Genomic DNA, 12,963 nt, shown 5'->3' on the forward strand with positions numbered 1-12,963 from the left:
GCAGCGATTTCAGATATATTTTCTTCAGCAGAATTTTCTGCAATTACTTCATCGGGTTGAGTAAAAGTTATTTCTCCAGAGGTATTGACTTCTTCTACTTGATTAACTGATTCAGATAATGGAGTAACAATATCCGAAACCTCTTCACTTAAAGCCTGTTCACTTTGACGACCTTGCCAATTAGAAAACATCGAAGGATTAATGATTTTCACCACCGTCTCCGATTGCTCGGAAACAACAATATCTTCTTGAAGCATCAAAGCAAAATCTCCGATGCGAATCACATCACCGTCCTTTAATATCTGTGAATGATTCTTTTCTACTAACTTTCCATTAATAATTGTGCCATTTCTACTACCAAGGTCGGAGAAATAGTAATTCCCAGAGTGACAAAAAAATTTGCCATGATGACGACTAACATCTTGACTATCAAGAACCACATCGGAATCAGGAGAACGACCAATTATGCACTCTGCCCCTCTTCTAGTTGTTGAGGAAAGGTCGATTTCCTCTAATTCGCTTTGTGTTGGCGAAGTAGAAATTTTTACTTTCATAATAATTTTTGGTTAATTTTATTAATTTCTGTGACCCATCGCTGACGTGTCATGTGGTCGAGATTCAAAATATCATTTGGCGACCAATGAAAATGATAAGCAATAAAAGCTACCTCCTCATGTAAAGTATCTGAGGGGTAGCTCGTTACTCCCCCGCTAACTCTAACTGGGCTTGAAATTCCTTTTCGCAATGAGGACAGCGGGTTGATATACAGGTATTTCCTTGTTGATTAATCCGATTGTAAAACTCTCTGAGATAGGAAATATCTGGTAATAAAAGTCTTTCAAGCTGTTCGGTTGTAACGGAGTTAAGGCTACCTAAGCGAGATATAACCCGCGATAAGATAGCTAAAGTGGTGTAAGCAGGGTTTTCCCTAACTTTACGTTCTTGTTGAATCATAATTTCATCTTTGGCTGTGGCTAAACGCATCAAACCCTTACGCTGTAACCTTTGGTTGTTATCAATTAATCCTTTAGGAAGGATAAACGAAAATTCGGTGCAAAGTGTTTCTTTACGACTCATTTTTCAATTAGTTGCTTCAGTTCTGAACAACTGCCTCTGGAGTATTTTCTGTTTCTTCTGCAACATTTTCACCACCATCCAAACCATTAACTCGTCTGTAAAAATTTTGCAGGTACTCTAAATCTTGACTAAACAGATTTTCTACAATCGAGGGAGTAATTTCCGATACAGCCCCCAAGCATTTAATTACCCGCGCCAAAATAATTATAGTGGCATAAGCTGGATTCATTTTGACACGAGGGTCGCGCAAAGGCGAAATCTCATCAATCGCTGTAGATAATCGCATTACGCCCTTGCGATGGAGATTCCCTTCCGGGTCAAGATACCCTTTAGGTAATGTAAATTCAAACTCTGTGTTAAACATTGTCTGTTATCCAAGCCTTAAATTTGCTAAGTAATAATTGGTTCTTTAAAATTTATTTCACTCCTTATTTTAATTAGCAATTACTAATATTACTTTTACTGATTCAATTTTTATGTCTTGACTCTTTTAAAATCTTCAAAGGCAATTTCCGCTTCTTCAACTTCTACGACTTAACTCTTTTCAACTCTTCAAAGGCAATTTCCACTTCTTCAAGTGCTATACCGCTACTGTAAGCACCAACATCACCAAACCTATAGCTGATTGGCCAAGCACCTGCTAATTCAAATCTTGCTTGTCCTTGTGACATTGAGTTTAAAATATTTAAAGAAACATTTCTCCGCTGCTTTGCCCAATTATCATGACATCCTTGGAACCAATCCCAAAACACAATAGATGAGGACATACATCTGCGTAGGATGATATTACCGTTTTTGGCATTACCAGGTATTTTCCTTGTGACCGACATACCATTTGTGGCTTTACCGAATTTGTTAGAAGTTACTTCGCATATTTCAATCACTTCCTGCGTTCTTTGAAAACCTTGACATTCTAAGAAAACTCCATCTACTTTATCGCAGCAATTATCCAAACTTAGTTCCACAAAGAATTTACAAGATGCGAGAGCTTCAAAATCAGCCATTACCTATTATTCCTTTGGGTAATAAGGGAGGCATCTTTTAGATACCTCCATAACATAATACAAGTAAGTAGGTAAACAAAAATATTTACTGCCATTGTTTACTCTGGTGTAATTAATTATATTTAACTACTTATGAGTGACTACAATTTCTGCGCTTATAGACGACTCCCTCAGCTACGACTCCATTTATATCTTTCGACTTCAAACTGAATTATATCGATTGTAATTGCACCTTCTTTACTATCTGATTCTTGCCTTTTCCGACTTTTAGGTAAGGCTCCTTCAAATTCCAGGGATTTTACTATATCATTCTTATCGTTTAAATAATGTATTACACCGTTTGTTTTGCAGGCTTCACAATCAGTAGGCATTCCGTCAAAGTTCATACCTTGCTCAAACCATTTTTCCATTTCCAGATTATCGCTCATGATGGGCATATGCACTGTGATAGTAGCAGCTTTTTCTGGTGAGGTAGTTACATTAGAACGTACTAGTTGTCGATTTTTTCCCATACCTAGAGGATCGGTGTGTATTTTTGCTTCGCTTGAAGGCTGTTCAACTTTTGAGACAACCATGTTACCCGATATGCCGTCTAACTCAAGCACATACTTACTACTTACTGCAAAATTATTAGATGAAAAAGATTGAACCATTTTAATACTCCTAAATTAATTCAAAATTGAGACGCGTTAAACAGAAAGTCTACTACTCTACCTACCGCAAACTTGGGTTTGATTAGTAGCAAGAAGAAAAAAGTTTTTTCAGTTAGTGAAAACCTATTCTGATTGGGACCAGCCTACCAATACTCTTATAAAGATGAATTCATTCCCAAGAGCGCAACTTCAGTTCTTTAAATTATTACTCTTGCTCGGCCTCGATACCATTCCATTGGCTGATACGAAAGACAACAAATTCTGCCGGTCGTACTGGACAAACTCCAACTTCAATGTAAAGACGACCGAGAATCATTGTTTCTGGTGGATTCAATTCTGCATCGCATTTAACATAAAATGCTTGTTCTGGTGTTGTGCCAAATAAACCACCTTCACGCCAAATTCTTTCCAAGAAATTACTTACAGTTCGTCTGATACGTGCCCATAAGAACTGGTCATTTGGTTCAAAAACTGCCCACTGGGTGCCTAATTCTAAGGATTTTTCGATGTAGCTAATCAGCCTGCGAACGCTAATATAACGCCATTCTGTTTTATCTGGTTCAACAAGAGTCCGCGCACCCCAAATACGAATACCTCGATTGGGAAATTTACGAATACAGTTTATACCAAGAGGGTTTAAAAGTTCTTGCTCGCGGAAGTTGACATCATAATCTAAACCAATGACACCTCTAGGTACTTCATTGGCAGGTGCTTTGTAAACTCCACGATTTTCGTCGGTGCGTCCCCAAACACCCATCATATGACCGCATGGAGGAACAGTAATTGGATTACCGCGATCGCGGGGATTGGCTACTTTAATCCAGGGATAATAAAGTGCAGCGAACATAGAACGGCGACCAAAGCTATTATTTAACCACTCTACGACTTGCTGGGGTTTGGCACAGTTGGAGGGAGAATCGAGAACAACCATACGGTTAGGTGGATTGGGAATATCCCCACTATTAGCACCTTCGCACATGCTGATCATCAATTCCATGATGCCGTGAACTTGGTCTAAGTTCATTAATTGGGCTTCATAAGCACGCATCAGGTCGGGACAAGCCACCATTGTAATTTCATCAATTTCAAACAGTCCCCTTACCCCAGTGCGGTCATCCCGTATACCCTCGAATTCTGTAGAAAATTGATCGGGTGATGTGGGAACTAAAGGTACTGCAATTTCGTACTCTCCATTTCCCGGACGACGTGCTAAAGGTTGACCCCTGCGAGAAACATCTTCAATCGTTACAAACATTGAATTCTGCAATGCTGCGACTGCATAAGTTGCGAATTGGGTGTTTGTATCGGGGTTCATTGTCAGGTTATCGTATTCTTCGAGGGTTTCATTTCCCCGACGAATTTCTACCTTAAAATATTCACCCGTATCTGGAAGAGCCTCCCCTTCAGTACCTTCTGGTAAAGCACGAGGTCCGCTATCACTAATCAAAATAGTGATATTGCCTGCTGCAATTTGTTCTGGACGTATACCAAACCGCATACAAGGACGATTACCTCGACCACCTATTACTAAATTAGTAGGTTCTGGTTCTGAAGGTTTAGGAGCGTTGGATAGCTGGGTTCCAATACTGGAAATCCAGCAGCGTCCACCACCATTCATAAAGAAGCCATATACAGCAAAAGGCAAATAGGCATTAAAATCGGTGAAACCATCCGAATTAGGACGGGCAAAATATTGTAAGTACTGCGTCCAATTAGTGATGAGCATGGGTTTGTATAACTCAGCCCCACCACGTATATCTTCAGTAAAACCAACAAAGCCAGCAATTGCGGTACTGACACCTTCTACCGGACGACTCCCTCGGTCAATTTCTTCGATATAGACACCAGGAGCAGCATAGTCTAGTCTAGCCATTAAATTAACTACCTTGGATGTAAATTAAATCGTTTAGACGGGATCTAGCAAGATTTCTTTCAAATTCAAATCTTGAGTATCCACTAACATATTTACTTGTTGGGGCAAATATCCCTCACTATTGAGCAACAAAACATAATTACCCAATTGGAGATTTTCAAAATAAAATAGCCCTTCTTTATTGGTGCTAGAAGACTTTTGGGTTCCCATCAATTTAATTTCAACTTCTTCAAGCGGCTGATTGGTGATAGTACTTTTGACAACTCCAGCCATTACTACCCTCTTAGTAATAGTTTCAGTAGTTCCATTGCCAAATTGATGTTTGGTTTGAAAAACTCTTTCTAAAACAATGCCTACTGGAGATTTTTGAGGTACAAAAGGAACTGTAAGCATCACATATACAGCCGGACGTAGAGGTATGGTTAGAGAACTCCATAAAGAACCAATTTCTATTGGCTGCTCTGAAGAAACTCTCATATTTAATCCACCATAACCGCGCAATTCTGGAACTAAGAATTCTTCCCGTAGTAAACGATGGCGTAATAAAACAGCTATTGCTTCACTAATCATATGGCATTCTCCTAAAGTTGTCCTATCCCATGCTGTGAGCAACATTGAGACATCAAACCAAATTGGATTCCATCTGACTGAAGTTGTTCGGAAACCTGGTGTAAAACTGCGCTCTACTTGTCTGCAAGAGTACTGCATTTTTTCACTCTCACGAACATCGTAAAGATACAGGTTAAAAGCAGGCCCAGCCGCTTCTTCCTTGCGATTACTAGGGTGGCTAAAGTCAATTTGCTCGGTACTGATGAGGGAGGTTCCTCCAGCTAATATCTGTGCTAGGGTCTGAAGAACGAAAATAAGCATAAATTATGTTCAACTCTTACTAAACCCATATGTACATAGAATAACTCCACCCTTACTCTAATGTTAATTAGACTTTTGTCGAGATTAAAACAACATATCGAAAGAATTCAAATTATTCTTCTCAAATACAATATCGAAAATGCTACTAACAAAAAACTGTTTTCGACTATAAGTTTATTCTCTTAAGTTTAAATACACTTTGTAAACAAAAGTTACGAAAATCTGTTATCTAATGAATAAGCTCGGAATGGTGACACCTATTTATTTATAAGCCTTCCCAAAATTTATTAAGAATGAGAAATATTAACAGTTTCAGTGGAGTTAAGATGTATGAAAATGTCTAACAGCAAAGTAAAGCTAAAATATCCTACTATAGATAGATGAAATAAAATATTTTACAAGTAAAAACAAACCGAACTAGAAAATAGCGATACCTGTTCGCATTGAGAAGCTTAGTGTTATGCGTCTGTTGCCAGTAAAAATTTCTAGTTTTTTCTTAAGTTGACAATTAACTTGCTTAAGTTGCCTTGTGCAATTTAGAAAAATATTGAATCCTAGAATTAGTCACTAAAATAGCCTGGTATTAATATAATTTAATTTTTTTCTATGTCTAAAAATATATCGTGGGATAGATGTTTTTATGAATCATAAGTAATGTGTGACTACCTATAGTTACGGAAAAACTGATTTTTATAAATCCTAGGCTCCACGAGACAATCTCAAAAAAAGTGTGTTCGCAAAAAGTGAGTTGAGTAATGGTTGTAAATATCTCTTTCCAGAAACAGGAAAATCGCAATCTTCCCAGCATAATTAGCATTACAAGATATTGCTATCTACATGGAAAACAATTAACTTATCATGACCCAATATGTTGTGTTCGTATTATATATCACAACATAAGCTTAGAAAAAAATCAGGAGATCGTTGAATTTGCCGAAAATAAACCTGCTTTTTCTAGACAAAATTTAGCATATTTGAGGTCGGAATCTTGGATGAATGATTTTCCTCATTTGTTTGAGGTGAAAGGGTATCAGCTTGCAGAACTACCAAACTATTATTGTTATGTTTGCGTAATAGGTTATAAAAATAACAAGCCGGAATATATTCAAGTTATCGCAAAAGAACCACTGGGTCAAAATTTGCGAAACCAGCTTGAATATTCTGCAAAGACACTTAACCAATACCTCGAAATTTACTCAGAAAACTTTTATCAAAAATCAAAAATTAAACTACTAGAACATATACTCCATAAAGCCGGTCATCAATTACGTCAGTCCTTATCATTGATAGGTATTTATGCACATAATTTGCATTTACAATTATCAGATATTCATTATAAAAGACAAGCAAAAATAATCAATGAAAATGTAAACAAATTGGACTCAAGTTTGACTGAAATACTATCCTGCGGTCAAGGAGTAAGATTAAATATAGTTCCTCAAAATTTAAAAGAGATAGTAGCTGAAACTGTTAAGAATTTTCAGCCAATAATTTATCGAAAACATTTAAAAATTCACATTTCCCAAACATCTACGATATTACTACTCGACAAATCACAAATTCAACAAGTATTTGATAATTTAATCGGTAATGCAATTCACTTTAGTCCAGATTTTGGGAATATAGTCATTAGTTGGCAGATTTTTCAACAAGAAATTCTGATTAAAATTTGTGATGATGGACCGGGAATATCTTCAGAGGATATGCAGAAAATCTTCAATCCTTTTTATTCCCGTCGTGATGGAGGCACCGGACTGGGTTTAACAATAGCAAAGAAAATTGTTTTAGACCATAGTGGAAACCTATGGGCAGAGAATGCACCACAAGCGGGTGCCGTATTTTCAATAATATTACCAAGAAAATAGTATTGATACGTAGACTGGATTAAAAATCTGAAAACATAATTGTGAGTAGCAAAATGATTAGTCAGCAAATTTCCCTATTACTAGTAGACGATGACGAGAGTTTTCGCCAAGGTTTGTCTAGTATCTTAGCTTTTTATAAAAATAGTAACTCCCTAAATACAGAAGTTATAGGTGAAGCGAATAGTGTTGAACAAGCTTTGAAATTGACAATTCAAAAATCTCCAAACTTAATTTTACTCGATATGGAGTTAGTTGGTAGTGATGGAATTACAGCTTTATCTTCTCTAAAAGATATTAATTATAGTGGTAAGGTTTTAGTTTTGTCTGGTCATCAAGAAGATGATTATATTTTTCAAGCCATGCAGAAAGGTGCAGCAGGTTATATATTTAAAACTCGTGTAGCTACTCAGTTGTATGAAGCTATTAATACGGTAATGCAATTGCAAATTTATTTACCACCGGAGGTCAATAGTGCCTTTTTTCGTAGATTTCAAGCTGATTCAGACTCTATTGCTCGGAAAAAACATCAGTTACATTTAACGCAAAGAGAACAAGAAGTGTTAGAACTGTTAGCTAAAGGAGATTCTAATGAAGAAATTGCCAAACAATTATATGTAACTGTTGCCACTGTAAAAGCTCATCTCACAAGTATTTTTGAAAAATTTAAAGTTACTAGTCGTACTCAAGCGATTGTCACTGCGATTAAACTAGGAGTTGTTGAAACTTAGTATTCCCCACTCGTTGCTCCGCGATCCCACCGGGTTTAGCTTGGTAGAATACTATTAGCGGCTATAAACAAAATAAAATCTTTCTTATATCCAGGACTTACGCAATTGTCACAAGACTGAGGGAACGGTGCGTGACACATAAACCTTATTATTGCGTTAGAAATCAAGCGAAGTGTCACAGCACCCTACGGTCAAAATATGCCAGTTGCGTAAGTCCTAATATCTAGTAAATTTGCAATATTTAAAATTATATGATGAACATTGAATCTTTTTACAGCGAATATGCTTGCACTTACAACGCACCTTTGAGTTGCAAAAAACCTCTGGAAACAGCCCTACAAATGAGAGGTGCGAAGTTTTGTTTAGAATGTGGATTTCCCTCTACTTTATCTGTTCACACCGAAATCAAAGGACAACGGGGTAGCTATAAGGTAACTGAGTATTTAGGTGTAAGAGGTTTGGGTCGTTTGTATGCGGGAATACAATTAAACAATCGAGAGCCTGTAATTATCAAAGAATATTTGCTACCTCAAAATAGTTTCAATCAAGAGGAAGCTTTAAAGCGCAAAGAAACTTTCAAACGGCTTGCAGGGGTCAATTTAGCTGATGGTAGAGAACAAAATTTTCGCTTAATTCAAACTTGGGAAGCTATTGCTGATGAGAAGGGAGAACGCTGCTATTTGATTACTAAAGATACAACTCCATCTGAAACTTTAGGTCAATACTTGATAAATAGAGGAGGAATGAAAGCACCCAAAGTTCGTGAATTTTTGATTCAAGCTTTACAAACTCTCGTATTTCTTCATACTCAAAAATTAAGCTTTCCATCCGGACAAGTACAGAAGGGTTTAGAACACGGTAATATTAATTTAGATAGTTTATTAATTAAATTACAAAGCAACAAACAATTTTTTACGGTATTCTTTTGTGACCTAGCAAAGTGGGAAAATTTATTCATACCACCAAAAATCCCCCAACCTCCTAAAAATACATACAAACAAGATTTAGAATCCCTAGGATTGATAGCTTTTTATTTATGGTTAGGCAAAACCACACATCCTAATAGTGGCAAAAAAATAGATCCAGCAGAACACGAATTATTGCCAAATACCGACAATGACTTAAAGAAATTTATTTATCGTTTACTGGGATTTGATATTGCTTTTCAAGATGCTGCTAGCGCTAGAGAAGAATTGCTTAATTTATCTGCCTTCAACCCAGAATCTAAAAAACAAAAATCAGGTAAAAAGAAAAAAGGGAAAAAGCGTTTGCCTCTATTCGTTATTCTATTAGGTTTGCTAGCTTTTGCGTTACTTGGTGGAGTAATTGGACATTACATTTTTAAGGGGCTTAACTCTGAAAATGCAAAAGATACTGGTTTGGATAAAAATTTTGATCAGTTTGCGGATGTACCTAATATAGATTCGGGTGATTTTACTTATACATCTGGAAAGAATAGTAATTGGAGATTTCTTCTGGGGAAAGAACCTGTAGACGAAAGAAAGTTAGATGAATTGTTGAAAAAGCCAAAACCAAATGTAGAGGCTATATTTAAGCACGTAACAAATGATAATGATGAAATCAATAGTGAAATAGGAAAAGTGCAAAGAAAAGAAGTAGGCTTTGCTATCACTGGTTTAGTCGATAAAAATAGGATCGGTAATGATATGGATTCCGAAATCGTTGCCCATGATGGTATGGTAGTATTTGTGGCATTCCGTAATGACAATAATAAGCTTCTTATTAATGCATTACAAGGAAAGATTACTCACGAACAACTACGTAAAATTTATACAGGTAAGATAACAAAGTGGCGTGAAATAGTTCCAAATATAAGAGAAGATATACGTATAGAGCCTTATCTTCCTGTAGAAAAAGAAGCAGTGGAGAAATTTAAACAATTAATCTTTAGCAAAAATTCAGACATTAACTTATTTAACGAAAATAAAGAAAAATTCAAAACTGAAAATACACGCGAATTAATCATAAACATGGGGAAACAACTCAATTCTGGAGAAAACGTAGGCGTAATCGGTTTTGGTTTTCTCAGCAAAATTATCGATCAATGCACAGTTTATCCTTTAGCGATAACTGATGAAAACAATCAGCCAATTCAACCTATATTTTCTGAATCGAAAAAAACAGCCATAAAGATTTCAGATGATTTGTGCAAAATGCAGGGTAAATTATATATTGATATGGAGGAATTTCAAAAATATCCTTTGAGGTACGATCTATATGTAGTGTATTCTAAAGATGAGTCCAAAGAAGGTGGTCATAGTTTCGCCAGTCTATTGAATACCAACCAAGGTCAATGTCTACTTAAAAATGTGTTTCTTGTCCCCCTAAGAAATGTAAAAGAGAATGACTGCAAATAGATGTCCAAACCCTGAGTGTGAATATTTTAATCGTGCATTACCCGTTAATGCCAAAGTTTGTCCTTGGTGTTCTACTCCTTTGGGAAATGTAGTACCCCCCGCACCAAACAGCCCCCCCGATTCGCAACCTCAACAACAACAGTCATCTCAGCAACAACGATTCCAACAACAACCATTCCAACAACAGCCACCCCATCAACAGCCATCCCAACAACCAGCCCAACAACAGCCACCCCAACAACCAGCTTCTGATTATTATGTAACCAATTATCAGCAACTTCCTTACATACCACCAGTACCGCAACAGCAGCCTCCAGTAACGAATTTACCAGTTCTAAAGCTGATTCATTCTGCTAACGGTCGCGAATTTACCTTGTGTGCAGAAAGCGGTTCTATTGGTCGTCGGACTCCAAGTATGCCGATTCCACCAGAAATTGACCTAAGTGGTATTCCCCAAGAAGGAATAGTTTCTCGAAGACACGCTCGTATTTTTTGGGATTGGTCGCAAAATACTTATATGATTGTTGATATTAGTAAAAACGGTATCTATCTGAATGGGACTCCTTTAAACTCTGGTGTTTCATATCGTTTATTAAGTGGTGATACATTGCAATTAGGACAAGAAAACCTTGTCATTTTTACAATAGCTATTGGATAGTACTATATTTGATGGCGTACTTATTTACAACCGATTTCATTTGAGTGATCTACAGGATATATCGTTGTAAGGGAGTAGGGAGTAAAAGAATGTACCTCCTGCAACTTGCAAACTGCTGTATCTTCAGGACTTACGCACGGGCTGGGTGTTCTCTTCATTATTCGGCGTGCAAAGTAAGTACCTAGAAAAAATTAATTGTATATGGTCGTTGCGATTACAGCGTCGCTTCGCTGTTTTCCTTTGAGAGATAGCTCCCGCGACGCAACCGCAGTCTTTTGGAATTGTTTCCCTCCGGTTGCTATGACATAAATATTTGTGTCCACCTACTTATTAGACCTTCGGCTACTTTCTATTATTGAACATTAGCTTTAGCCTATATATTATAGTGATGCTAATAGAAAATAGTATGAGTCTATGGATAAGATAAGTAAATTTCTTTGTTGTAGAGCTCTCGAAGACGTTGGTGGTACTGCCGGATATGCAAACATTTCTGCTGTCTCGGATACTAGTCAAATTGCCAAAACAGCAAATAAATATTTGGGAGATTCCCTGTTATTAAGCAAGTTAACTAAGCGAGTTTATGAACTTTTGAAAGAAGATATACGATATCAGCAAGAGAGAGTAAATAATTATGGTTGCAATAGGTGGTAATAATGGCAAATAGTACAAATGGCAATGTCGGTCATGAATTAAATTATGTAACTACCAACCGTTTTTATGTTGAGATTGGCAGCGAGATCGCAGCATCTTTCACTGGGTGTTCTGGATTAGGTGCAAAAATTCAAAAACAGGTGACTCATGAAGGAGGTGTTAACGACCAACAAAGAATACATTTAGGACACGTAGAATTTTCTGATGTAACTCTTAAGCGGGGTCTTACAGACAATCCAGGTTTTTGGAACTGGATAAATGAAACCTTTGGAGAACAGTCATCATCTCGACGCAATGTTAATATTTTGGTTTTCAATCAAGCTGGTGAAACGATGATGAGTTGGACATTGATAGGTGCTGTTCCTGTCGCTTGGAAAGCACCTGAGCTACAAGCGGATGGAAACACTGTTGGAATTGAGGAATTGACTTTGGCTTATGAAGGCTTAGAGGTAGGAAAAGAAAAAGGAGGTGGTAATATTAGCACGCGAACGAAGTCAGGGTATTTTGAGTCAAAATAATTGATTAGGGTAAATTAGTTTGGAGCTTAATATCAGTTTTTAAAACCAATTTTTAAATATGGAAAATATTAAGCCTTTAGCAAATCAAGCTTCTAGATTAGGTATAGCAGCATCATTATGCGAAGCTAATAGATTAACTTTGAGAAAAGAGTCAAATTTTTTATACAGACCAAAAAGATTGACTCAGCATTTTGTTAATAAATTATTATTGGTAAAAACTTCTAAACTCTTTTTACCTCGCAAACATAAAAATTCTTTTAATTCTTTAATCGATTGGGATTTTGGAACTGATAATCATGATTTTCATGATGCTGATAGTTTGCAAACGTCCGATTTATTAACGCATAGAAATGCAAATTATTATACATCTCAACAGAAATATGATATAAAAACTGTTATTTCAGATGCAATTCCAGATATTTTACCAACAATCAATTTTGTAGATAATCCAGTTCATAAAAATCAAAAAAATCAAACAAAATCTCGCAAGAAAACTCAAGCTAAATCTAAACCTAAAGCGAAAAGAACATCCAAAAAATCTAAAGCGATTACACAATCTCTTGAAACAGGGGATTCAGTCTCTCCACAAGTAATAACTCCCCAAACTCCACAAGTAACAACTTCTCAAACATCTCCAGTTGTAGAAAACTTTGAACAGATAATAACTCCTCAAAATCAAGAATTTAAT

General features: G+C 36.5%; 14 protein-coding genes. 6 read left to right on the plus strand and 8 right to left on the minus strand.

Features of this window, described 5'->3' with window-relative positions:
- From VB797_RS29180 to VB797_RS29215, 8 genes are all read right to left on the minus strand, one after another.
- On the minus strand, positions 1-554 hold a 554-nt coding region (locus tag VB797_RS29180; RefSeq protein WP_323241270.1), incomplete at its 3' end, for an FHA domain-containing protein.
- On the minus strand, positions 551-745 hold the full coding sequence (locus VB797_RS29185; RefSeq protein WP_323241271.1) for a DUF6760 family protein: 195 nt from the start codon (positions 743-745) through the stop codon (positions 551-553). The genes VB797_RS29180 and VB797_RS29185, both read right to left, overlap by 4 nt.
- Positions 700-1,077 (minus strand): phage tail assembly protein, encoded by a 378-nt coding sequence (locus VB797_RS29190; RefSeq protein ID WP_323241272.1) that lies wholly within the window; start codon positions 1,075-1,077, stop codon positions 700-702. Before VB797_RS29190 ends, VB797_RS29185 begins: the two co-directional genes overlap by 46 nt.
- A 16-nt stretch (positions 1,078-1,093) precedes the next feature.
- Positions 1,094-1,441 carry a hypothetical protein gene (locus VB797_RS29195; protein WP_323241273.1) on the minus strand — a complete coding sequence of 116 codons (348 nt, stop codon included), beginning with the start codon at positions 1,439-1,441 and terminating at the stop codon, positions 1,094-1,096.
- A 163-nt stretch (positions 1,442-1,604) separates the two neighbouring features.
- A complete protein-coding gene (locus VB797_RS29200) occupies positions 1,605-2,081 on the minus strand; it encodes a phage tail protein (RefSeq protein ID WP_323241274.1) in 477 nt (158 codons plus the stop codon).
- A gap of 170 nt (positions 2,082-2,251) precedes the next feature.
- Entirely contained in the window at positions 2,252-2,686 is a 435-nt protein-coding gene (locus tag VB797_RS29205; RefSeq protein ID WP_323241275.1) for a hypothetical protein, read from the minus strand.
- 253 nt (positions 2,687-2,939) lie between these two features.
- Complete coding sequence (locus VB797_RS29210; RefSeq protein WP_323241276.1) at positions 2,940-4,607, minus strand: phage tail sheath family protein; 1,668 nt, start codon at positions 4,605-4,607, stop codon at positions 2,940-2,942.
- 33 nt (positions 4,608-4,640) lie between these two features.
- Positions 4,641-5,477, minus strand: coding sequence for a Pvc16 family protein (locus VB797_RS29215; protein WP_323241277.1), 837 nt, complete (start codon positions 5,475-5,477; stop codon positions 4,641-4,643).
- 755 nt (positions 5,478-6,232) lie between these two features.
- Here VB797_RS29215 and VB797_RS29220 point away from each other — a divergent pair.
- The 6 genes from VB797_RS29220 to VB797_RS29245 form a co-directional block, all read left to right on the plus strand.
- On the plus strand, positions 6,233-7,342 hold the full coding sequence (locus tag VB797_RS29220) for a HAMP domain-containing sensor histidine kinase (protein ID WP_323241278.1): 1,110 nt from the start codon (positions 6,233-6,235) through the stop codon (positions 7,340-7,342).
- A gap of 53 nt (positions 7,343-7,395) precedes the next feature.
- Positions 7,396-8,070: a response regulator transcription factor gene (locus tag VB797_RS29225; RefSeq protein ID WP_323241279.1), complete on the plus strand. Its 675-nt coding sequence runs from the start codon at positions 7,396-7,398 to the stop codon at positions 8,068-8,070.
- A gap of 251 nt (positions 8,071-8,321) precedes the next feature.
- On the plus strand, positions 8,322-10,448 hold the full coding sequence (locus VB797_RS29230) for a substrate-binding domain-containing protein (protein ID WP_323241280.1): 2,127 nt from the start codon (positions 8,322-8,324) through the stop codon (positions 10,446-10,448).
- Positions 10,435-11,106, plus strand: coding sequence for an FHA domain-containing protein (locus VB797_RS29235; protein ID WP_323241281.1), 672 nt, complete (start codon positions 10,435-10,437; stop codon positions 11,104-11,106). Before VB797_RS29230 ends, VB797_RS29235 begins: the two co-directional genes overlap by 14 nt.
- 653 nt (positions 11,107-11,759) lie before the next feature.
- Positions 11,760-12,275: a phage tail protein gene (locus VB797_RS29240; RefSeq protein WP_323241282.1), complete on the plus strand. Its 516-nt coding sequence runs from the start codon at positions 11,760-11,762 to the stop codon at positions 12,273-12,275.
- A gap of 58 nt (positions 12,276-12,333) precedes the next feature.
- Positions 12,334-12,963: hypothetical protein (locus VB797_RS29245; RefSeq protein ID WP_323241283.1), on the plus strand; the 630-nt coding region annotated here is incomplete at its 3' end.

It is taken from the genome of Rivularia sp. UHCC 0363 (assembly GCF_034931125.1).
Lineage (GTDB): Bacteria > Cyanobacteriota > Cyanobacteriia > Cyanobacteriales > Nostocaceae > Rivularia.